The sequence below is a fragment of the Psychrobacter proteolyticus genome, assembly GCF_003350005.1.
In the GTDB taxonomy this organism is placed as follows: domain Bacteria; phylum Pseudomonadota; class Gammaproteobacteria; order Pseudomonadales; family Moraxellaceae; genus Psychrobacter; species Psychrobacter proteolyticus.
In genome coordinates, this window is the sequence record NZ_QLKS01000001.1 from 999,449 (window position 1) to 1,022,712 (window position 23,264).

Genomic DNA, 23,264 nt, shown 5'->3' on the forward strand with positions numbered 1-23,264 from the left:
GTTAAATAAAATAAAAGTAGAATAAAAGTTAGGTAGCAGACAGTCATTGTTACGACTATGAGTATTGTGATTTGTCTTGCTCATTCTGTAGATTTAGCCGTTATCGGTGCTGTATTCGTGTTTATATTTGGCCAGTGGCATGGTCATCAGCCGCAATAAGAAAGTATTACTCTGTAGGTTGCGTATATCGCATGATTATCGTGTTGATTGCTTTTTTTTGGTGCGGTAGACGTGTAAACTACCCCATACGTTTTTGTTGGATATACCCTTTGCTATGAAAGCATTATTAGACTTTATTCCCTTAATTGCCTTTTTTATCGCGGCGCGTTATAACGGTATTTTAGCAGCGGCAGGGGCTTTGCTCGTCGCCACTATTATCGTTTACGCCATTCATTTTATTCGTCAAAAAGGTAAGTTTGATAAGCAGCAATGGGTTGTCTTATTATTAACGATTTTATTCTGCGGCGGCACATTACTGCTGCGTGATGATATTTATTTGCGTTGGAAATCGCCCATTATCAATGGTATTTTTGCATTGACGCTATTCGTCAGTGCCGCTATTAATAAGCCATTGATGCAGCTTGCTATGAAAGAGGTATTTACCCTGACGCTTAGCGGCTGGAAAAAGCTGACCGTTGCTTGGGCATTGTTTTTTGCCCTAATGGCTGTACTACATTATATCACAGCGTTCACAATGTCAGATGAAGCATGGATCAACTTTAAGACCTATGGCTGGATTCCGATTATGCTGGTGTTTGTCGTGGCTCAATTTGCTGTACTAAAAAAGCACCTCAACCCTGCGCTGACGGACAAAGCCACTAAATAGTTTCTGTTGCCTTGTCGTAGCAGCAATCACTTTGTCGTTATGACGTTTATACTAAGCCCATATAAGCTCATCACTATTTTTTTATTATTCACTAAGGAAGTCTCATGTCTTTATTTGCCATCATTGGTCATGACGTGGCTAATAGCAGTGCACAACGTCTGATCACTCGTACTGAACATATTGAACGCCTAAAAGCATTGCACCAAGAGGGACGCCTCGTTATCGCAGGTCCAACGCCTATCGAACATGGCAAAAGTGATATGTCAGGCAGCTTAATCATTGCGGATTTTGACTCTATCGAAGCGGCTCAGGCTTGGGCAAACGATGAGCCTTACTTACGTGATGGCGTGTATAGTCATGTCGATATCAAACCATTTGTGCAAGCATTGCCAGCACCAACTGATAGCAACAATCAAGTAGCTGCATCGTGATCCAGAGAGTCTCTTTTTCACATGCCTGCTTCTACAAAAATGCCCTGATTGGTCTCATGTTAGCGACAGCCGTTTCAGCACAGGCTGCACCCGCTGCGTCCATAACACCTGCTGTCGAGGCAACCGATCCGACAGCAATGATGCCGTTGACTGGCCCAGTAGCGGCGCGCGCTTTGCCAACGAAAAACTCAGCGCTAGATATCAATGATACCTTGGCGGCACAGTTACAACCATCTACTAAAGCATTGTCAGCTGCCAATCAAGAGCTGCTTAGCCGTAATGCGCAACTGCAGCGCCAAGTGAACGATTTACAGACTCAAGTAAATGTCTTGGTCTACGAAAGTAAAGGACAGTTGTTTCTATACGGTGCGTTTACCGTTTTGCTCAGCTTGTTAGTCGGTATTTTTGTCTCGTGGTTAGTATTTGTCCGTCGTGAGCGCTGGTAGCATATGCTGTGCTCGCACTGACTTGCATTACTCTACTTCGCTGCGTCTGACCAAATGTCGATATCATTGATCCGTCACAATTGATCGTTGAGCTACCGTTACTGATATTTCTAAGAAGTGCCTCATGTCTACCGCTAACCATCAAAACCCTGAACATTTAAACGTTATCACACCTGCCAAGATTGACTGGCAAACGGATGATACTGGCAATATGGTGCCAGTATCAGGTGAGTTTGGGGATGTTTACTTTTCTCATGCGGATGGTTTGGCAGAGACGCGTCACGTGTTTCTAGAGCACAATCAGTTACCAGAACGTTTAGCACACCTTGCACCAAAGCAATGCTTTACGATTGCTGAGCTAGGCTTTGGAACTGGGCTTAATCTACTAGCAACGTGGCAATTGTGGCGACAACTACGTGAAACCAATCCTCAATTAGCAACGGCTCGGCTGCACTTTATTACTACTGAAAAATTCCCCATACCACTAGCAGATTTGACGCAGATACTTGCGCTATGGGGTGAGCGCGCGCCTGAGCTAATGGCATTTATTAAGCCACTTTTGGCTGCATATCCGCCGCTGATTTCAGGCTGTCATCGTTTAAGTTTTTCTCATGATAACTTAACTGTCGATATGTGGCTTGGTGATGCAGCAGAAAGTCTAAGTAAACTGGTATTAGACCACTCTAACCAGCATACGCCTTATATTGATGCTTGGTTTTTAGATGGTTTTGCGCCTTCTTGTAACAGTACCTTGTGGGCTGACAGTATCTTTGCACAAATGCAGCGCCTATCCCACCCTCATACGACTGCCGCTACTTATAGCTGTGCAGGTATCGTCAAGCGTGGACTAAAACAACATGGCTTTCAAATTAAAAAAGTCAGAGGTTTTGGTCGAAAGCGAGAAATGCTAACGGCCATTATGACCAATGCGGAAAGTAGTGACCTTACTGACGATAACAACAGTCACAATGCGAAGAAGGAAAAGACTTACAGCACATTCGATAATACTGTCGTCATTGGTGCAGGCGTCTCAGGGTTGCTCACAGCTTGGTCGCTTGCCAGTCGCGGTATTACCGTCATCTTATTAGATAAATCAGCGCCCTTGGCAGGTGCATCGGGCAATCCTAGAGCGTTACTTGCGCCCAAAATGACGCCGATTCACCATGTCGATGAGCATCTGCATACCATCGGCTATCTCCATAGCAGCAGGCTATATCGAGACCTTAATCAAACAGCCGTACAGCTTAATACAGAACCAGTACTTGAACTGACTGGCGCCCTTGATTTACTTATAAAAGCCAATATCGGTACGGAACAAATTGCCAACTATCCTGATGAGATGGCGACCACTCTATCGCATGAGCAAGCACAGATTACTAGTGGCCTAAAAGACCAGGACTTATCAGAGAACTTATACTTACCTCAGTCTGGTCTGGTCAATCCAAAAGCACTAAAAGACATCATACTGACTCATCCGCTCATTCACTTCCAGCAGTTAGAAGTGACTAAAATCAACGAGACTGAGCAGCAAGTTCGTATCGAAGGTATTGATGAAAACCTTAACACTGTCACTATGACTGTTGATAATATCGTCATTTGCGCGGCTTTTGAGAGTCATCAATTGGATGAGCGTGTTTTTGATTGCCGTAAAATTCGTGGGCAGTTGTCTTGGTTTACGCCTACGGTTGAGCAACTTGCAAAACTGCCTAAAATACCGCTTAAATATAGTGGTTACTGCGCGCTATTCAACGCACAGACTGGAGATGACGAGTTAAATACAGTCGTCGCTGACAAGCCCTATTTATTGCTTGGCGCGAGTTTTATCCGCAATGACACAATTACTGATATACGTGACGAGGAACATCATATTAGCCGTGATAAGCTCATCACTGCCATTCCTGAGATGGCATCTGTCATTCCGGCAGATACGAGTCTATGGCAAGGCCGAGCCGGCATTCGCACCCAAACACCTGATTACCACCCTATCGTTGGACAATTGGCAAATAGTCAGCGGATATGGACAATGAGTGCGATGGGCGCAAAAGGTTATGCATTAGCACCTATTTGTGCTGAAGCATTAGCAGATATGATGCTAGGATCGTTTGCACCACTGTCAGAGACGATGCTCGCACGCTTATCACCCAATCGTACACGTTTACAGACGCCGCTTATTTAAGAATAAATGGCTCTTGTGTAAATAACAGCAATGATTCCCATAGTTCATACTGTCTTATGATATCTTAATTTGATGTCGACTCTAATAATGAGATATACCCCATGAGCTATCACCAAACCACCCTTACTCTACCCGCCTATGCGCGCGGCATTCATATCATTACCCCGAAGGTTGAAAAAGCGATTTCTCAGCTGCTACCTCACTCTGCCAAGGTAGGGTTGGTTCATCTGTTTTTGCTGCATACGTCAGCCAGTCTTGCAATCAATGAAAATGCTGATCCAGATGTCAGACTAGATACAGAGGATTGGCTTAATAAAATCGCACCAGAAGATCAGCCAGAGTATCGCCATACCTTAGAAGGATCAGACGACTTGCCAGCGCATCTCAAAAGCATGATGCTTGGGGTAAGCTTGACTATACCGCTTGTCGATGGTGAGTTAGGACTGGGTACGTGGCAAGGGATTTATTTATGTGAGCATAGAAACCTGCAAGAATATGGTGGACAGCGTAAGCTGGTGATTACGGTAAATACGTAATAATATACTGTCAATAAATAGCAGGTTGACCCTTGCAAATTGCTACATCTACGTAGAGCGCTATTAACGGATAAAGCTGATTATGAATACTTCTCTCCCAACAATACTAGACTTAAGAAAATCTGAACTGCTTTATCGTACGGCTCCTGCTATTTTCTTCAGTCTGTTGCTACTTACTGCTTGTCAAAAAGATCCAGAACCTGAAGCAACTGATACAACTACAGCTGAGACCTCAACGCAAACCACGCCAGTAACGACCAATATCAACGTTGATGAATCTGAAAATAGCAATGCAGATGATGCTCAAAATGTAGCGCAGACCGATACTGATTCAGAACTTGATATGAGCTTAACAGAGTTAAATAAAGATCTTAGTGATACTACGCTCACTGCAAATGATAGCACTGAAAAACCTAGTCCAGAGCAAGCTATTAAAGGCGCACAAATCACTGATGTCCGTTATAAAAGTGCAGCAGGTGAGAGTTTGTCCGTGGTCTTTGAGACGTCGGCAGTTGGTATGCTTAACGCTATCATTACTCGTCCTAACCAGCCAAAAATGACATTAAGTGCACCCGAAGGCCAAGGCAATAATCCTACCTATCAATCAGCTGACGGCAGTATCCAACTCGTCAGTCATGCTGGTGGCGGCACTATCGACCTTATCCGAAATAATAAAGTGACTAGCTTTGATGCCGTCAGTGCTGAAGCAGAAGTCATCACTGAATAAAGTCTGAGGTCGCCTTTGTTTCAATACGCGATTTAAAATCATAAAAAAGGCGGCAAACGTTATTATCATTGCCGCCTTTTTCGTTTCTGTGTATTATTCTCTACTGACTTGTCTCTACTAAGCTGTCTAATGGGTTATGAGTGATTGTATTTAACCAAACCCAGTCGATTGCCCAAACATACCGACCAACCAGCTTATCAATGCCCACAGCCCCCAACCGACAAACACAATGACTAGCAGGCCAAGAAAATCAGGGATATGCAAATACAGCCAAGCAACGATTGGATTGCGCCAAAAAAACCCGAAGCGGCTTTGCTGTTGTTTGTCTTCTAGTGACTGGTGCAAAAACGGTCGATCCATATGCATGGTTTCGGTAATACCATATTCATGGTGTAGATGCTCGTGCACGATACCCAGTGTCTTACGGCTAGGACGAATGAAAATATCTAATAGCGTACCAATGCCAGGTACGATACCAACGACCATATCAATAAGTGCCAATCTAACCGCTGGCGTCATTTTATGAGCGGGCACACCCAACTGACGTCCTAATATAAATGCATAACTGGTTAATGCCAATCCTGCCAAATCTCCTGCTAGTGGGATGGTCGAAAGCGCCGCATCCGCACCCATTCCTTGCTTGGTAAAAGGCACTCGTACTAGTGAATCCATGGTGTTAGCAAATTTTGCCAGTTTACGCTCAGTTGCGATAACTTGCTCGCGAGTCAGCCCATGTTCGGCAAGTTTTGCTTGATAGTCCGTAACTGACGCATTCGTATCAGGCGGTTTCTTTGATTTGAATTTCGGAAATTTATCGAACTTATCCATTTAGCGTCGTCCATATGCAAGTAACTGCGATGAGCGCAAAGACATAGCGCCCTACCCAGATATTGGCCAAGAACGCCTGAAAGCAAGCCAAAGGGTTACGACTGGCACAAGCGCTGTTTTGTTTGGTAAACATCATCGCAACTAGCGCCAATCCGAATACGGGTGTCACGCCTAGCGTTGTTGGGGCAAAGTAATGCCACATAGCTGCGCCCATCATGAGCAAAAATAGCATTTGTAGGATTGAGATAATAATCACATCATAGCGGCCAAATAATATCGCTGTTGATTTGACGCCAATCTTGAGATCATCCTCACGGTCGGCCATCGCGTACTGCGTATCATAGGCCACCGTCCAGCACATATAAGCAAAGAATAGCAGCCAGCACCAAATATCGGGAGCGCCCTGCACCGCCACATAAGACATCGGTATCGCCCATCCAAAAGCAGCTGCTAAAAATACTTGCGGCAGATGGGTATAGCGTTTCATAAATGGATAAACAAACGCCAATACAACGGCACCAAGCGACCAGTAAAATACAGCTATAGGCAGGAAAAATAGCAGACTGGCACTTAACAGCACCAGTACTAAGAATGCAGCGACGGCTTCTTTGCCAGATAAGCGTCCATCTGCTAACGGGCGGCCTTTAGTACGAGTCACATGACCATCTACTTTGCGATCCGCAAAGTCATTGATCGCACAACCAGCCGCTCGCATAAATATTGCACCAAGGGCAAATATCGCAAATACTTTGATACTTGGCAACGCTGCTGTCATTCCTTGCTGCTGCGCTTGACCCATTGCAGCGAGTAGTACGCCCCATAATGTTGGCCATAAGAGCAGCTCAATGCCGACTGGCTTATCAAAACGGGTTAGTTGGATGTATGCTTGTAGCTTGTCTTTAAATGTCATGGCTTTTTATTATCATTGTTGAATACTTTTTATGCGCGCTTATATATTTAACTCAGAGCAACTAAATTAATTTTTGAGTGGGTTGGTTGCTTAGTTTTAATGGACTAATTACTAAGTTTAATGGTCTGGTTACTGAATTTGTTGCCACAATTTATTCGCTTCGATCAGTGATAGCTCAGGATATTGCTTGCGCAAAGCTTTTAGTGCTGGGACTTTGTCTTTTTGTTTAGCTTGCTGACGTAAAAATGCCAGTTGCTCTTGTGGATTGCTCAGCTCTTTTAACCGTGCCTCAAGCCGAAGAATGCGAGTACGCAGCATGATATTAATCAACAATAGAATTGCACCCATAACCCAAATGATTAACGCTGACATTCCTTGCTCCTAAATCCATTAACTTTGAACATATAAGCTGATAACTTGCGTACATTTATACTCGTACATTCGTTATCGCAAACAGCAGCTGTCAGACAAAATACCCATCAAAGCGTACGGCTTCATTATGCCAGCTTTCACTCGCAGGCTCACCAGCAAGCAGCGGTGCATACTGTGGACGCTTTACGACCACGCGACCTTGACCTTGCGTACTTTGTTTGACAACGGTCTGTGCACTACTTAGCAGCTGTCGCTCTTCATCTAACGTTGGTGGACGAGCCAGTTGATGCAGTGCTTGCATATGCTTACCGACTTTTGCCCCTTTACCTGTCTTACTATCTTGATAGCTATCCTCTGGGAACATCGGATCCAAATAGACGACATCGATTGCCGTAGCATTATCCATTACATTGCTTGCTTCTAGATTCGCAAAATAACTGAGCGCATCAGCATTAATAATCTGTAGACGGCTCATGAGCTTTTGCCAATTGGGTAGCGCACTCATACGCTGCTGCTCTACAAGTAACAGCAATGCCATCAAAGGCTGCTGCTCAAGCATAGTGACTTGGGCACCAGTACTTGCCAATATTAAACTATCATGCCCAAAGCCAGCGGTTGCATCAATAACATGACTATCTAATGTGATTTTGGCCGCTTGTAATAGCAGCTCAGACTTACGGCCAGCACTCACTACACGGCGCTGCAACTTGTCCCACTCAGGTGCCACACTAAGCCCATCACTTAGCCATGATAGCTTATCTTTATCATCTAATAATAGAATGGGCTGAGTAGATGCTTGGCTCAATTGCTGACGGCGCTTTTGAGTTAATTTCTCTGTAGCGACTTTAATATCTAAAATGATTGGTAATGTATGCTCAGCTATCAATGCCTGTAGACTCTCAACCTGTGCTTGCTGGCTGTCATTGACGTAGAGTAACTGACAATGTACAACAGCACCTGTCTCGTCATACATTTGGGGCACATCGGTCATAACCATCATCCTATTTGCTGCTTATTTTCACTATAAATTACTGGCTTGTTAAATCATTAGCATTATAAACTACAGTCTAAATCTAGCCAGCCATTTGATAACCAAAGCCCCAAGCGGCGACCAACACGATAACACCCGTGATAATGCGCAACCAAGCAAAAATAGTAAAGTCGCGACGACTTACCCATGCCACAAGTAAGCGGATACAAAGTAGCGCCACCACAAATGATACGATGGTTCCAATACCTAGCACCAGCCAGTCTTCACTGTTGGTCAGTACGTCACCATGTTTGACTAAATCCAACAGTGCTGCCCCTACAATAACCGGAATACCCAAAAAGAAAGAAAACTCAGCAGAAGCCTTACGTGAGACACCTAACCACAGCGCACCAATAATCGTGGCACCTGAGCGTGATGTCCCTGGTATTAGAGCTAAACATTGGAATAGCCCAATCATTAACGCAGTTTTTATACTGACATCTTCCGCTTCTTTTGCAATGACCGTTTTAGGACGCTTTTCCACGTAAAATATCAGTAGACCGCCGATGATGAGCATAATGGCAACGACAATAGGATTAAACAAATAAGCTTTGATTTCATCGGCAAAGGTAAAGCCAACAATCATCACAGGGATAGTAGAGACAATCAGACTCAGTCCCAGCTGTCTAGGATTGGTCATGCCCTCTGCTTTGCCAGTCAGCAAGCCCATCAGCGCTTGCCACAACCTACCCCAATAGTCATAAATCACTGCCAAAATAGCACCAAGCTGCACAACAACAACAAATAAATCAACTTTTTCTTTAGTCCAGAAACCCATCACATCTGCTGATAAGATCAAATATCCCGTACTAGAGATGGGTAAAAATTCAGTGATACCTTCAACGATACCCATGATGACAGCTTGAACAAATAAAACTATATCCACAGTGACTTTCCTAGAAACAGACTGGCCTAAAAAAACTGGCCTAGAAACAGACCGATTGGCTGTCCTATATTAACGTTGATTTTATATTGGTATGCGCTTGCTAAACACTAGAAAGCTGGCTGCTATCAATTGACGCTGCAAAAAGCATATTTATAAAGCTATGCTTTGCCTTGCTCTTTAAGTGTTTTCCAAGCTTGATTACGTAGATATTTTGGTAATGCCTGTGACGCTTCTGTACCACCATCGTTTGCAAACTGAGCAATACCAAGCTGTCCGATGACAACCGCATCTGGCCAAACATCTTCATGACAGTCTTGCTGATCATGTCGTGCCAATAGCGGCGCGCCATTACCAACGATAGGCAGGTTGAGCTCTGTTTGGCTATCATAATCTAATAGCTGCTCAGTGCTATCGCTACCAGCAGCCAAGACTGGCTGCATAATGCTTTGACCTAATTGGTCGTCAGTTACCAACTCATACTGTCCGAAATAGACTTGCTGCATACGAGCATCAAGGGCGCTGTATAGATGTGTCAGCCCATACTTCTGATACGCGCATTGTGCGATTGCTTGCAGGCTTGAGACGCCAACACAAGGCAAATCATGCGCTACAGACAGAGCCTGTACCACTGCAGTATTGATGCGAATACCACTAAACGCACCTGGCCCTCGATTGAATATCAAAGCCTGTATATCAGCAAGACGTAACTGCGCCTCGGATAATGCAGCATCAATCATCGGTAAAATCTGTTGAGTCTGCTGACGCTTACCTGTTTCGGTATGGCTCGACAATACCTGTCCGCTCGAATCTAAAATCGCGATCGAACACTGGTCGAACACGGTATCCATTGCTAAAAACATCACAACCTCGGCTTTTACTTTTGGCGTTCTAAATGGGTTTGTCAGATTTTACTAATTTTTTATAACGATCTATCGTTCATGCACTATCAGAATACTGACAGAATGGAGCAGCGCCTATCATAGCATTTAGGGTACACGAATTTTATTAATTTCTATATTTTTCACACTTTATCCATCAGTGTTTATCTACAACTGCTAACGATAAAAAGCCCCAAAGCTTCATTGGCTTCGGGGCTTTGATCAAACTTCTCAAAAATAACTAGTCGTTATCTAAAAGCGGGTTTTGAACTTCTTTGGTGCTTGGTTTTGCATTTCTTGCATTTGCTTTTGCATCTCTTCGGTGCTCGGCATGTTATTCGGATCCAGTCCCATCTGCTTAGCCATTTGTTCTGGATTCACGTCTTTAGCGCCGCCTTGCTGACCGCCACCGCCACCGCCAAATAATGGACCACCACCGCCTGCTCCGCCGCCGCCGCCCATCAACCCTTGCATAGATTTCATCATTTTACTGATGCCTTCAGGCTTTGAGATCATTTTCATCATTTTTGCCATCTGCTTGTGTTGCTTGAGCAGACGGTTAACATCTTGAATCTCACGGCCTGAACCTGCAGCGATACGGCGCTTACGACTTGGATTAATCTTGTCAGGGTTTTTACGCTCAAACGGCGTCATTGAATTGATCAATGCTTCCATTTCACGTACTTTTTCTTCTGGTTTGGCGTCTTCGACGGCTTTTTGCATATCTGATCCGCCCATACCAGGCATTTTGTCTAAAAAGCCTGCCATACCGCCCATGCTCTTCATCTGCTGGAACTGAGTCAATAGATCCTCAAGGTCGAAGTCACCGCCCTTTTGCATCTTTTTCGCCATTTTTTCGGCTTTATCACGGTCAATTTTCTGCTCAACTTCTTCGACTAGACTCAGTACGTCACCCATACCAAGGATACGCTGCGCGATACGCTCAGGGTGGAACAGCTCTAGCTCGTCTAGTTTTTCACCGCGGCCCAAGAACTTAATTGGCTTACCGGTGATAGCGCGTACAGAAAGCGCCGCACCGCCGCGAGCATCACCATCAGTCTTGGTTAAGATAACACCCGTCAATGGCAACGCATCATTAAAGGCTTTTGCGGTATTGGCGGCATCTTGACCCGTCATTGCATCGACGACGAATAGCGTCTCAGATGGGTTAACCGCAGCAGTTAGCGCCTTAATCTCATCCATCATGGTGTCGTCGATATGTAGACGACCAGCGGTATCAATGATCAGAATATCTTGATATTGGATTTTGGCTTCTTCAATCGCACGCTTTGCGATATCGATTGGATTCTCATCTGTGCTTGAGTTCACAAACTTAGCATTCACCTGACCGGCTACTTGCTCAAGCTGTTTGATAGCTGCTGGACGATAAACGTCGGCAGAGACTAGCATGACTTTTTTCTTTTGACGCTCTTGTAAATATTTGGCCAACTTACCTGCTGTAGTCGTTTTACCCGCACCTTGCAAACCTGCTAGCAAATAGACAACGGGTGGTTTACCTGTCATCTCTAGCTGCTGATTGGCGCTGCCCATCATTTCGGTCAGCTCGTCGTGTACGATTTTGACAAACGCTTGACCTGGCGCTAACTCTTTTAGCACCTCAGCACCAAGCGCTTGTTCTTTTACGCGTTTTACAAAATCACGAGTGACAGGTAGTGCTACATCGGCTTCTAACAACGCCATACGCACTTCACGTAACGTGTCTTTGATATTGTCTTCGGTCAACTGTCCGGTACCGACGATGTTACGTAGGCTCGACGATAAGCGTTCTGTTAAGGTATCAAACATAAATAACTCTCAATTAAAATGGTTTTCAATTAAATAATACGCAATTAAAATAACTCTAAATCAAACCATTAAAATGGTTCGTAAATAATATTAGGATACGCTATAAGATATTAGGATATTGCATGACAAGGGACATGATAAAAGAATTATATTATCAATACTATAGCATTAACATGGCTCAAAACTTATAGTCGTTTCGCAAAGGACACAGCGCTTATAATTGTAGTTAACTTTTTACAGATGACATATTTTATGTTTTGCGCTATGCAGCACTACCGATCATTTATAAGTTATAAGCAAGATGGTGCTCAATTGGCACCCATTTTATGATAAATTGGACGATTATTCTAATCATTCTGATAATACCACTTTAGCGACACATTGAGCGGCAGTTTATGCTCAGTATAAGATGAGGCTTTTTATCTGTGCACCTTGCATTCTTACTTGCTAGCATGGCTTATATCTTAGTCAGCATCCATATTGGTTGGGCGCTGGTTCAGGACAAACCTATCCACAAAAGCCTCAGTTTGGGCTTGTTGCTCATCGGTATGGCGGCACATGCGGCACTGCTATATCCATATGTTGTGACGCTGTATGGTTTGAATTTCAACTTATTCAATATAATCAGTCTGACCAGTTTATTTTTCTTATTCTTTTATCTGTTGTTCTGTTTATACCGCCCTATTCTTAGTCTTGGTATTTTGGCTGCACCCACTGCGCTAATAGGTATGACGGTCGGTTATGTCGGCCGCGCCCCTTATCAACCACTAACGGATGTCAGTATCGGGCTTGAAATCCATATCATATTATCATTGGCTGCCTATTGTGTGCTGTTGATGGCTGCGGTACAAGCGCTATTTCTACGTCTACAAATACGTGAGCTCAAGCATCATACCATTCATCGCTTTTGGGTCAATAAACTACCCTCCTTGCAAAGTATGGAGAGTTTATTATTCGATATGCTGTTAGTAGGCTTTGTATTGCTCAGTATCGCACTGGGGATTGGATTTATATATGTGCAAGATTTGATGGCACAACATATTGTGCATAAGACTGTTTTTAGTCTACTGTCGTGGTTATTATTTGGTGTACTACTATTCGGTAACTGGCGTGCAGGCTGGCGAGGCAAACGTGCGGCCAACATCACTATTTATGCCTTTATCCTATTAGCGATTGGCTTTGTTGGTAGCAAGTTCGTCTTAGAAATGCTCCTATAAAATATCACATCATAAAAAGGCGGTCAGTAACTGTTGCTACTGACCGCCGTTTTTATATTATTAGCCGACTCACTACTCATTTTTCTTAGTTAAATACGACTGTCTTATTGCCCGCCACAATCACACGGTTTTGCACATGCCAGTTTACGGCACGTGCTAATACGTTGCGTTCGATATCACGGCCGATAGCACGCAGCTCGGTCACTCCTTGGCGATGCGTCACACGGTGTACGTCCTGCTCGATGATAGGCCCTTGATCAAGCTCAGCTGTGACATAGTGCGCAGTTGCGCCGATAAGCTTAACACCTTTGTCATAAGCTTGACGATAAGGATCTGCACCCACAAACGCAGGTAAGAATGAATGATGAATATTAATAATCTGCATCGGCCAACGTTTGACAAAATCTGATGACAAAATCTGCATATAGCGCGCCAATACTAGCAAGTCGTTACCTGCCATTAACTTATGAATCTGCTCTTCTGCCTCTGCCTTATTGTCTTTGGTCACTGGCACATGATGGAAAGTAATGCCAAAATTCTGTACTGCTTGCTTTAAATCAGGATGGTTGCTGACCACGCAAGTAATCTCGCAATCGAGCAGTCCACGCTGATGTCGCCATAATAGATCTAACAATGCATGATCAAACTTAGATACCAAAATACCGACCTTGGTCTTCGTTGCATTATTATGTAGACGCCAATCCATATCGTGACGCTTGGCAACCGTATGCGCAAAGCTGGCTTCAAAATTCTCGATAATATCGCTTAATCCTGCCAAGGCAAACTCTAAACGCATGAAATATTGACCGCCTTCATGCGCCGTTGAATACTGATCAAGTGTAATGATATTAGCGCCATAACGATGAATAAATTCAGAGACTGCCTGTACGATACCTGCCTGATCTTTGCATTTGATGAGCAACGTGGCTGTATCGATAGCACTAGGTGTCTGTTTGCTCTGAGAAGCTATGGTCGATAATGAAACCGTTTTAGTGTTGTCTGACATAATTCGCCCAATATAAAAAATGATGACTTATCGCTGAAAAATTGCTGACAGCGTAGTAAACCGGTTATTTTAATCTTTTTTGCAATACTTTGCTGAGCGAGTTGATTGTTTTTGGTTATTTAAGGTGATTTATATGTTTGAGTAGATATAACACAAAAACCCCCAACATAGGGTTGGGGGTTTTGCTTTACTACTCTATTGACTCTACTCGACGATAGTATAGGTTACTGCAGTAGTAACACTATTAGGGCTAGTGACAGATACTCTAAAGAAATCCCCAGCCTCACATTGATCTAAGGCATAAGTATTAATGGTCCCTGTATTATCTCCAGGACTGCCAGTAGACACTATTGCTGGCACTTCTTCAGGTCCTCCGATCATTTCTACCGTACAACTCCCACTATCCTCTCCATCGGTTTTGTCAACAACAGAGCCAGAAATCGTTGTACCAGATGGCATTGGATTCAACTCATAAAAACCACCACTGTTTATACGAATATTAACTCGAGTACTTCCTTCAGTGATAACCTGGGATTGTAAAGGAATGCCTATATTATTTAATAGAGTAAAAGTAGGGTTACTACCATTTGATAATAACTGAATACGCTCATAGCGAACGATAGCATCAAGCTCTGTGTTACAAGTCATCGGTTTATTTGGAGACACAAAGTTATTAATAAAGTTGTTTTCGAATGCCTCTTTTATTTGTTCACTAGAAGACGGAAATTTTAACTGTATGAACTGACGAACATTGTTTTCACAAGCTTGATTGGCTTGGGTGGTTAGAGGATAAGTAAATTCGCCAATCTCAAAAGTGCCATTCTCATTGTCATCGCGGAAAGTATCACCTATATTATGAACCAAGGTATCGACGCCTTGATCCCATGCATTATTTTCATTTTGATCGATGTACGCTTTCTCACCTTCAGCTACCGCTAATAGACTCACACGACCATCACCAGGACGCGGATTTTGTGTTGAAAATGTGACGCTACACTCTCCGTCATCGGTGTTACAGCTAGCAGGTGATACTTTGCCACCCTCAGCGGTGAAGTTAACTACCGTACCATCTGGCACGGCATTACCATTACGGTCTACCAGTCTTGCTACTACTGGCGTACTATCACCGTCTAAGCTCCAATCTAATACGTTCTTTCCAAAGGATAAACTAATGCCGTCTTGGGTTACTCTAGAGCTGGCAATAGAAATACCCTTCGATAACGCATTGATGCGAGTATCACTGGCTAAGGTGGCTTTTATTTCTACTGGACCTGGTGTTGTACCCGGGTAGATATTGACTGAGACTTGACCGTTCTCATCAGTTCTAGCTCTAAACTGTTGGTTATTACCTAACACACCAAAAGTTAAGCCTAAAGGTGATTTTTCTAATGATAAGATAACTTCTGAATTAGCAAGTGGCGTTCTATTTGAAAATACTGTGAACTCAACTGCGCCTGTTGCAGAAGAACCACTACCTTGAATGCCTAGTGTTAGATCGTTGGCAGTATAGACAATGGATGTTGCTTCAGGAGCCTGTATAGAAACGCTAGCTGATTGAGTAACGCCACCAGTACTGGCTGATATTCGCACAGCACCACTGCACAAAGTATTATCGACGTTAATGGCTTTGTACACAAAATCAATCATGCCATTTTCATCGGAGGTAACTTGTTCAGGTAGCTGACCGCAAGGAGCATTTAAGTTGACCAGTACACCACTAATGGCGTTACCACTCGTATCAGTGGTTTTTAAAGATACCGCCGTCTGTCCACCTGCAGTCAGCTGTGAGTCAGTAATCTGTAATGCACTTAGATTCACATTGGTAGCTTGTACCAAAAAAGTTAAATTGCTAATAGCGGTATTGTCATCATTACTAGCGTTTGCAGTAATAACATAAGCGCCAGATACGTCAGGTGCATTCGGCTTCAAAAATATACGAGCTTCGCCATCACTGTTGGTCAAAGTAGCACCTGATGTCGTTTGTGATAAGTCAACGCCTAGTGCATCAATTGAGAAAGTTACTTTTGTATTGGCAAGAGGTTGACCATTATCATCAGTGACTACCACTTCATAGTAAGCACCTTCTAGCCCGATAGAGGTTATCGTATTATCATCTACATCGACTAACTGACTGCTACTGATATTTAAAGCACCTATCGGCTCTTCAGTACCGCCGTCATCGCCATTATCTACATCAGGCTGTTCTATACCCAAATCAGGCTCTGGCGCAATCGTATCAGTGCCATCACCACCGCCACAACCTGCTAGAGCTAATGATAATGTGAGCGCTGTTAACTGAAATAGCTTGGAAGTAGGTGATGATGTATATGACATGTTTTGACTCCGCATGAGCAGTAATTTATCTGAGCAAATAAGCAAAAAATCATTACCCAGAATCAAAATAGATTGGTAATGATACATAGATTTACAGTAATACTGGTGTATTAACAGATTGTATTAAATATATAACAGCAACTTTACTGACTTTTGTTATAACTTACAACTAAAAATTAATCTTTACTATTAAACAATCAACAACATAGAGCGCTCATTTCAGGGTATAATAGCCCTCCTTTAATTCGACAGTTATTGTAAAAATATTTGAGTATTCATCTGTTTTATGGTATAAATGTCGGCTTTAAAATTTTCTGAATTGGTCAGCCTGTTATTTGCCTTTAGATAGCAGCAAAACCAGCTCAACCTTCATATAGTTTTGTTTGGTGCAAAGCTGCCGCTTGCTGTGTCCATGCCGCAAAAACGTGCAACTTGCCCAGACTGGTATGAGAAAAACTCATACCTCATAGATTAGGAGTTCGCCATGTCTCGAGTTTGCCAAGTGACTGGAAAGCGCCCTATGGTGGGTAATAATGTTTCGCATGCAAACAACAAAACCCGTCGTCGCTTTCTACCAAACCTTCACAACCATCGTTTTTGGGTAGAGTCTGAAAACCGCTTTGTACGTCTACGTGTGTCTACCAAAGGTATGCGCATCATTGACAAACTTGGTATCGATAAAGTGTTAGCGGATCTACGCGCACAAGGTCAAAAAGTTTAAGTTAAAAATAGCAGCTGGATGATGACTCTCATCATTTAAGCTGCTGTTTTGCTACATTAATTGTGGCAACTCACTCTTTGAGACACGTACCTATCGTTTGAAGACCCCTCATTTACAGGAAAGCTATCATGAGAGATAAAATTAAATTAGTATCAACAGCTGGTACTGGGTATTACTACACCACTACTAAAAACAAGCGCACTATGCCTGGCAAAATGGAAATCAAAAAGTTTGATCCAAAAGTACGCCAGCATGTGATCTTTAAAGAAGCTAAAATCAAATAACTGCCATCATTTGTAGAAGGCATTTTTATAAATACTTTCTATAAAGAAGTTATTTGAACAAAAAAAGGGTTTATCAATTGATAAACCCTTTTTTTATGGCTGTAGCTTGATGTTACTAAGCTATATCTTCAATTATTTGCTTTGACTGGTATTTGGTTTAACTGGTGCTCAAAAATAACCAAAGATTAGCTGTAGTGTGTTGGTTCTTTATCATATACATGCGCATGCCATTTACTCATTTGCTTTTGCATAATAACCTGAATCGCAGCATGAATCATATGTTGACCAATGGCTTGAGTGTCACTACCAAGTAGCTCTTTTAGCTTGTCAGAAAAATCAATAGTCATCAGCGGCGCTTCGTCTTGTTCAGCATCACGCAACAACAATCTACCATCATCTGCTTCCACCAATTCTAACGTGGTTTCTTTGGCAAATCCTGCAAACTGATCGCTACTCTCGTTATCTACTTCTATATCATTATCGATATCGTATGGCATTAATGTGTTCCTTATTATCCCGTTTAGTACTGTTAGAGAAACTAGTCATTGCAAAGCAGTCATTTCTTAAAAAACAAACTCATTCGGCAAATCTATCGTCTTACAGTAACGCGGGTAAATCTGTCTTACTCATACAATGGACGCTTTAACATTGAAATTCAAGGGCTGTCACATAAGTCTTCGCTATAAAAGCAAACTTAAATGCCATGTCATTTGTATATATTAGTGCCAATAACGCAACTTTCCTAATGTAAATAAGAAGGCCACAAACATTCCAAGGTAATAAACCAGCTTTAACTCAAGGCTAGGATCACGATACTTAAATGGCAGTGCAACGGTGGCCGTCGCAGTGGGCAATATCAGCAGCATAAGCAGCCAATTCTCAATGACATTTAGCCAACCTTGTAAGTCGGTTCCGTGACGTAATGACGCCAATCCCATTAACAAACAAGCGATAATTAAGCTGGTAAATAAGCCATTTGGTAAGTCTTTAGGATAGATAATTTTAGCAATACTGGCTGGTACGATTCTCATATAAAATTCCAGTCATGCTTGTAGAACATGGCTTAATGATTAAAAATATAAAATATTACGATTTTATGTAGGCGCGAATAAATAATATAGGCCTGAAGAAACAATATATTTACAGCGAAACTACTTAACTGTAAGTACCCATCAGCCATAGCATCGATATACAAGAAGTCAAATAGCCCAAACTAATCGCATTCCAACTTTCGATATGCAGGCCTTTAACTTTATTGAGTATGCGAGAGCCTACCCAAAAAAACAGCGGAATGCCTAGCATAAATGCAGGCACAATGACCGCAGCATGACGCAGTACGGTTTCAACGTCATCACCTACCATCAGGCGAAAGCCATAACCTGCCAAACTAAGTACAAGTGCAAACATCGCTAAGCCAATGGTAATGCCTCTAGGTACCAAACTGCGCTGCGGTGTTTCACTATCAAGTGATTGCTTAGCCTGCTGGTTCAACGTTTCATGAGATTTTACTTGCTCAGAAGGTTCTGTTAAACTGGTAGAATTGTTTGTGTCCATATTTCACCTTTACGTGACTGACCGTTATATATAGCTGACTCAATTTAAAAGAGATACAAGGCAACTGAGTGCAGATGTATATGCGATACTTCAAGCGCGGTTAACGCTATAGCTCTTTAATGGAGTATTAACTATATAGTCATAAGTTATACAACACATTCTAATATTATTATTGTATGGCTAATAGCGTTTATTAACCATATAACACTTGCTAGCTGTTGTTGGCTAATAGCAACTCTGCGCGCATCTCATCGATAGCCGCTTTATAATCTTCTTGATTAAAAATCGCAGAACCCGCGACAAACATATCAGCGCCCGCTTCAGCAATCGCACGTATATTACTGGCTTTGATACCGCCATCAACTTCCAATCGAATATCTCGACCACTAGTAATGATACGCTGACGCACCTGACGGACTTTATCCAAAGTACTATCGATAAACGACTGTCCACCATAGCCCGGGTTCACACTCATTAATAAAATCTGATCTACTTTATCCATAACATAATCAAGATAATGCAGCGGGGTCGCTGGGTTCAATACCAAACCGCATTCTGCACCGCCATCTTTGATCAGTTGAAGTGAGCGATCGATATGAGCGCTGGCTTCTGGATGGAAGGTAATGATACTAGCACCCGCTTCCAAAAACTGCTCAATCATACTATCGACAGGTGAAACCATCAGATGTACATCAATTGGCGCTTCAACACCATAGTCGCGCAATGCCTTACAAATCATGCTACCAAACGTCAAATTGGGTACGTAATGATTGTCCATTACATCAAAATGAATCACATCGGCACCCGACTCTAGTACCTTCTCCACTTCTTCGCCCAACCGCGCGAAATCAGCTGAGAGTATCGACGGGGCAATAAGATAAGGTTTAGCAGGACTGTTCATAATTGAGCTACCTAATTCATGTTTATATAAGATATTGATAAATTAAAAAGAAAATTCCAAGCGTCTCACATATGCTGAGAGCCTTCTATATATTGATGTTAAATACTTAATTATTTAACGCTGCTTATATTGAGTTTTGCAATAAGCACGGCCAACTTCAAAAGAGCGCTTTGCCTCATGCTTGGTAGAGCGATTGCTCACTCTCTGACGCCATAAGCGAAAAGATGACGGCTTTAGCTCTTGGCGCATGAGTTTGATAACCCCAGTCTCATCGAGACCGTAGCTATGCTCTATAGCACCAAACGGCGTTCTATCTTCCCACGCCATCTCTATCACGCGAGATATTTGCACATCATCAAGTACTCTATCGCCAGCGTCGTTGACGGTTTTTGCAATCAGCTCGTCTGACTTAGCTTGAGACACTTCATCATTACAATCATTGCTACGTTGTTTTTTTTGTAGAGCAGCATCCATATCAGCCTGCATAGTCGCTTTTGTAGAGCTCGTATCTGCTGACTTATTCTTTAAATTAGAAGCTGTCAAATCTTGATAACTTGCCATAAAAATCACCTGTTGAGCATGAATGGAATATCGAAAAATGTATCACGGTCATCTGCAGGACATCTTAGCTCATTTGAGCCATATGCCAATGATGTTCGATATGATCATTAATCACCGTTTGGATAAAATAATAGCTGTGGTCATGCCCCGCTTGATAACGTAATGTTAAGGGCTGTTTGGCTTTTGCACAAGCATCTTGTAGTTTAGAAGTCTGTAGCTGACCTTCTGCTAAGAAGTTATCAGCTGCGCCTTGATCAACTAAGATGCTCGAATACTGCTGACCGACCTTTTCAATCATTTGTGAGGCATCGGCTTGCGCCCATAGAGACTTATCATCACCAAAGTACTCTGTATAGGCAGCTTGCCCCCATGCAGACTCACTAGCCGCACATACTGGCGATAAAGCCGATACGCTGACAAACTTACTGGGGAACTTAAACCCTAGCAATAACGCGCCATGACCACCCATTGAATGTCCTGTGACACCGATACTGTGGATGGGAAACTCTGAACGTAGTAAGTCATATAGCTCATCAACGATGTAGCTTTGCATATTGAAGTTGTCTGACCAAGGCGCTTGGGTCGCGTCAACATAATAGCTTGCACCTTGACCGACAAAATAGCGCTCATCATTTGGCACATCGCTGTCTTCACTACTTCTGGGCGAAGTATCAGGTGCGATAAGTATCATACCAAGCTCGCTGCATTTTTGCTGAAAATGCGCTTTATGAGTGACATTATCGGCATTACATGTCAAACCTGATAGGTACAATATCGCAGGACAACGTCGTCCAGCCAGAGCTTCGTCAGGTAGATAAATGCTAAACGTCATAGAGGTTTTGGTAGACGTCGACTCGTGACTATAATAATGCTGCTCACCGTTGAAACAGCGATTCACACTTTTTTGGGTAAGCTGTTTATTGTTAGATAAACTATGACTATAGGAATTTTGCATGAGTGATATCCTTTTATTCAAAATAGAACCAATGGTGATGTTTAATAAATGCTCATCATCTAATAGTAAATCTAATATTGGAATTTATTAAATGCCAAATCTTACTTTGTGCTTATTCAACGGCTATTTCTACTTCGTCTACCGATAGATTAGTAGCACTGTCAGGTAAAATATTAACCGTTGTAGAAGTAGCACTATTTGTAATACTAGCAACGGATGGGCGCGCCTTATCAAACAATACTTGCTCAAACGCAGGCAATGCTGTCTCCATTAAGCTACCAATGACCATTTGCGGCTCTGATGGCTCAAAGCCCATGGCGCTCTCACGCTCATTGACCCGTATACTGGCATCTTTGAAGGCCGACTCAAAACTGGTATTCCCTCGTAAACTTTCAGCAAAAAATGCTTGGCCAAAATAGGTCATCTCAGCTGTATTTGTGCAGCCAAATGATGCTTTGTCAGCGGCTGATGCAGTAATAACTACCGTGGTTGGCGATGCCAATTCGTCAATAAACGAACCTGAGTAGCAAGCAGACACCACAATCACACGCCAGCGAATACCAGATGCGTCTAGCGCGTCACGCAACCAGGTAGCATCTAAATTATCCATCGCAAGCGGCGGATTTGCCAGCTGAACGATATCCTGATTACCATGTGAAGACAACGTCAGGAACAATACATCTTCATCAGCATTCATCTGCTGACCGATTTTCTTTAAGCCGCGCAAAATACTGGTCTTAGTAGCAATTGGTTCGTCTAACCAGCTATAAGTATTGTTAATCAGCGATAGTGAATGCCCACTGGTACCAAAGCGCACATCAAACAGCTCGCGCACCTTGTTAATCTCAGAGCGAAAGACGTTTTGATCAGAGAATCCTGCGACTCCCATAAAGTACCAGTCGGTTTTGCCATCGATACTTGGGTCTATACTATCCAATGCTTGCTGTAATAGACGTGGCTGCTGATACAGTGCCGCCTCTTCTAATACAGGCTCTACAGGTATTTGCTTAAAAATTGGCTGATCTGCGACATTACGCTGCCAGATAGTCAGCAATGCTACCGCACCGACCAATACAATGATTCGCTCCCACCATGGTATACGCAGACGACGGGAGAAAATCCAAAGTAAAGCTAGCGTTTGCCATAAGAACAATACTAAAAACAGTACTGGTAAGAACGAATAACTCCAATTTGGCAACCAACCATAGCTACCAAAAAACTGCACCAAGCTCTGTAATAGGGCTGATAATGTATCAGCGACCAACCATAGTACTACTGGTACAAATACCAATGCTTGGTTGCTCGCTCGCCGAGCCAAAATGATACCACCAAGCAAAATAATCATCGGCCAGATCAAATAACTAACCAATCCTTGCTCATTAAATATGCTGCCACTTTCAGCAGCTAACCATGAAAATAAGACATTACTACCAAGCGCCAATAGCGCAAATACGGCAAACTGTACAAAAGTGGGTTTAACCCAAGAAAAAGCCCGTGTTGAGCCCACTAGCATCCACAAGGTTGCAATAATATTGGCAGCGAAATTGAGCGAAAAACGCTGAAGCGAGACGGTTTTTAACGACGTAAGTGACAAAGACTTAGACCTCTAGCCAGTCGAGAAAAATAAAATGACTCAATGATAATTATCTTAATGTAACAGCCGCGCGGTGCAATCAATTGACGATTTTTTGTACAGCATGCAGACATCGATTTATATTGAATTCACGATGGAGTGATTATAGAAGATGACTAGCATTGCCTAATATTTTAGCTCGCTAATCTATCGCGATTGTAACGGATTGTCGGTTAAGAGGATAAGGCTGATTTGTAAAATTCACTCAAATTCGGCTAAAAATTCAAATAAAAAAGGAGGCCTCTT

25 protein-coding genes are annotated in these 23,264 nt (G+C 42.8%); 9 read left to right on the plus strand and 16 right to left on the minus strand.

The genetic code is table 11. The annotated features are described in order from the left end of the window. Positions 1-274 precede the first annotated feature (274 nt). From ispZ to DXK30_RS04125, 6 genes are all read left to right on the plus strand, one after another. Complete coding sequence (ispZ, locus tag DXK30_RS04100; protein ID WP_101205812.1) at positions 275-826, plus strand: septation protein IspZ; 552 nt, start codon at positions 275-277, stop codon at positions 824-826. A gap of 104 nt (positions 827-930) precedes the next feature. Continuing rightward, a complete protein-coding gene (locus DXK30_RS04105) occupies positions 931-1,257 on the plus strand; it encodes a YciI family protein (RefSeq protein WP_057761353.1) in 327 nt (108 codons plus the stop codon). After that, entirely contained in the window at positions 1,254-1,703 is a 450-nt protein-coding gene (locus tag DXK30_RS04110; RefSeq protein WP_227670812.1) for a hypothetical protein, read from the plus strand. Before DXK30_RS04105 ends, DXK30_RS04110 begins: the two co-directional genes overlap by 4 nt. Positions 1,704-1,827: 124 nt before the next feature. Further along, positions 1,828-3,879 (plus strand): tRNA (5-methylaminomethyl-2-thiouridine)(34)-methyltransferase MnmD, encoded by a 2,052-nt coding sequence (mnmD, locus tag DXK30_RS04115; protein WP_114700571.1) that lies wholly within the window; start codon positions 1,828-1,830, stop codon positions 3,877-3,879. Between the two features lie 101 nt (positions 3,880-3,980). After that, positions 3,981-4,415: a secondary thiamine-phosphate synthase enzyme YjbQ gene (locus DXK30_RS04120; protein ID WP_114700572.1), complete on the plus strand. Its 435-nt coding sequence runs from the start codon at positions 3,981-3,983 to the stop codon at positions 4,413-4,415. 82 nt (positions 4,416-4,497) lie between these two features. After that, the gene (locus tag DXK30_RS04125; RefSeq protein WP_114700573.1) at positions 4,498-5,142 is read left to right on the plus strand and encodes a hypothetical protein; all 645 of its coding nucleotides are present in this window, start codon (positions 4,498-4,500) and stop codon (positions 5,140-5,142) included. A gap of 150 nt (positions 5,143-5,292) precedes the next feature. On the opposite strand, the gene DXK30_RS04130 is transcribed toward DXK30_RS04125, so the two are convergent. The 7 genes from DXK30_RS04130 to ffh form a co-directional block, all read right to left on the minus strand. Then, on the minus strand, positions 5,293-5,970 hold the full coding sequence (locus tag DXK30_RS04130; protein ID WP_114700574.1) for a DUF4112 domain-containing protein: 678 nt from the start codon (positions 5,968-5,970) through the stop codon (positions 5,293-5,295). Next, entirely contained in the window at positions 5,963-6,880 is a 918-nt protein-coding gene (gene ubiA, locus DXK30_RS04135; protein WP_114700575.1) for a 4-hydroxybenzoate octaprenyltransferase, read from the minus strand. The genes DXK30_RS04130 and ubiA overlap by 8 nt, the downstream gene beginning before the upstream one ends. Positions 6,881-7,009: 129 nt before the next feature. Then, positions 7,010-7,252 (minus strand): hypothetical protein, encoded by a 243-nt coding sequence (locus DXK30_RS04140; RefSeq protein WP_114700576.1) that lies wholly within the window; start codon positions 7,250-7,252, stop codon positions 7,010-7,012. 91 nt (positions 7,253-7,343) lie between these two features. Continuing rightward, positions 7,344-8,225 carry a class I SAM-dependent methyltransferase gene (locus DXK30_RS04145; RefSeq protein WP_390178021.1) on the minus strand — a complete coding sequence of 294 codons (882 nt, stop codon included), beginning with the start codon at positions 8,223-8,225 and terminating at the stop codon, positions 7,344-7,346. Between the two features lie 100 nt (positions 8,226-8,325). Beyond that, complete coding sequence (locus tag DXK30_RS04150) at positions 8,326-9,168, minus strand: undecaprenyl-diphosphate phosphatase (RefSeq protein WP_114700578.1); 843 nt, start codon at positions 9,166-9,168, stop codon at positions 8,326-8,328. 158 nt (positions 9,169-9,326) lie between these two features. Next, complete coding sequence (tsaB, locus tag DXK30_RS04155; protein ID WP_114700579.1) at positions 9,327-10,028, minus strand: tRNA (adenosine(37)-N6)-threonylcarbamoyltransferase complex dimerization subunit type 1 TsaB; 702 nt, start codon at positions 10,026-10,028, stop codon at positions 9,327-9,329. A 270-nt stretch (positions 10,029-10,298) separates the two neighbouring features. After that, positions 10,299-11,852, minus strand: coding sequence for a signal recognition particle protein (ffh, locus tag DXK30_RS04160; protein ID WP_114700580.1), 1,554 nt, complete (start codon positions 11,850-11,852; stop codon positions 10,299-10,301). A gap of 425 nt (positions 11,853-12,277) precedes the next feature. On the opposite strand from ffh, the gene DXK30_RS04165 reads away from it, so the two are divergent. Further along, entirely contained in the window at positions 12,278-13,069 is a 792-nt protein-coding gene (locus DXK30_RS04165) for a cytochrome C assembly family protein (RefSeq protein ID WP_201507838.1), read from the plus strand. Positions 13,070-13,154: 85 nt separating this feature from the next. Here DXK30_RS04165 and purU read toward each other — a convergent pair whose 3' ends face one another. Together purU and DXK30_RS04175 are read right to left on the minus strand one after the other, a co-directional pair. After that, a complete protein-coding gene (gene purU, locus DXK30_RS04170; protein ID WP_227670811.1) occupies positions 13,155-14,075 on the minus strand; it encodes a formyltetrahydrofolate deformylase in 921 nt (306 codons plus the stop codon). Between the two features lie 204 nt (positions 14,076-14,279). Next, positions 14,280-16,409, minus strand: a complete 2,130-nt coding sequence (locus tag DXK30_RS04175; RefSeq protein WP_162799510.1) for an Ig-like domain-containing protein — start codon at positions 16,407-16,409, stop codon at positions 14,280-14,282. Positions 16,410-16,893: 484 nt separating this feature from the next. Between DXK30_RS04175 and rpmB the strand changes: the two genes are divergently transcribed. Together rpmB and rpmG are read left to right on the plus strand one after the other, a co-directional pair. Further along, the gene (gene rpmB, locus DXK30_RS04180) at positions 16,894-17,130 is read left to right on the plus strand and encodes a 50S ribosomal protein L28 (protein ID WP_057761372.1); all 237 of its coding nucleotides are present in this window, start codon (positions 16,894-16,896) and stop codon (positions 17,128-17,130) included. Between the two features lie 128 nt (positions 17,131-17,258). Then, positions 17,259-17,414, plus strand: coding sequence for a 50S ribosomal protein L33 (gene rpmG, locus DXK30_RS04185; RefSeq protein WP_010201403.1), 156 nt, complete (start codon positions 17,259-17,261; stop codon positions 17,412-17,414). 185 nt (positions 17,415-17,599) lie between these two features. Here rpmG and DXK30_RS04190 read toward each other — a convergent pair whose 3' ends face one another. From DXK30_RS04190 to DXK30_RS04220, 7 genes are all read right to left on the minus strand, one after another. Continuing rightward, the gene (locus DXK30_RS04190) at positions 17,600-17,911 is read right to left on the minus strand and encodes a hypothetical protein (protein WP_101205798.1); all 312 of its coding nucleotides are present in this window, start codon (positions 17,909-17,911) and stop codon (positions 17,600-17,602) included. A 222-nt stretch (positions 17,912-18,133) separates the two neighbouring features. Beyond that, positions 18,134-18,445, minus strand: a complete 312-nt coding sequence (locus DXK30_RS04195; RefSeq protein ID WP_057761376.1) for a hypothetical protein — start codon at positions 18,443-18,445, stop codon at positions 18,134-18,136. A gap of 124 nt (positions 18,446-18,569) precedes the next feature. Then, on the minus strand, positions 18,570-18,968 hold the full coding sequence (locus tag DXK30_RS04200; protein WP_227670810.1) for a hypothetical protein: 399 nt from the start codon (positions 18,966-18,968) through the stop codon (positions 18,570-18,572). 211 nt (positions 18,969-19,179) lie between these two features. Further along, complete coding sequence (gene rpe, locus DXK30_RS04205; RefSeq protein WP_057761380.1) at positions 19,180-19,869, minus strand: ribulose-phosphate 3-epimerase; 690 nt, start codon at positions 19,867-19,869, stop codon at positions 19,180-19,182. 114 nt (positions 19,870-19,983) lie between these two features. Further along, complete coding sequence (locus DXK30_RS12900; protein WP_390178022.1) at positions 19,984-20,265, minus strand: TIGR03643 family protein; 282 nt, start codon at positions 20,263-20,265, stop codon at positions 19,984-19,986. Between the two features lie 229 nt (positions 20,266-20,494). Beyond that, entirely contained in the window at positions 20,495-21,385 is an 891-nt protein-coding gene (fghA, locus tag DXK30_RS04215) for an S-formylglutathione hydrolase (protein WP_114700582.1), read from the minus strand. A 112-nt stretch (positions 21,386-21,497) separates the two neighbouring features. Next, positions 21,498-22,979: a C13 family peptidase gene (locus DXK30_RS04220; protein ID WP_114700583.1), complete on the minus strand. Its 1,482-nt coding sequence runs from the start codon at positions 22,977-22,979 to the stop codon at positions 21,498-21,500. Positions 22,980-23,264 lie beyond the last annotated feature (285 nt).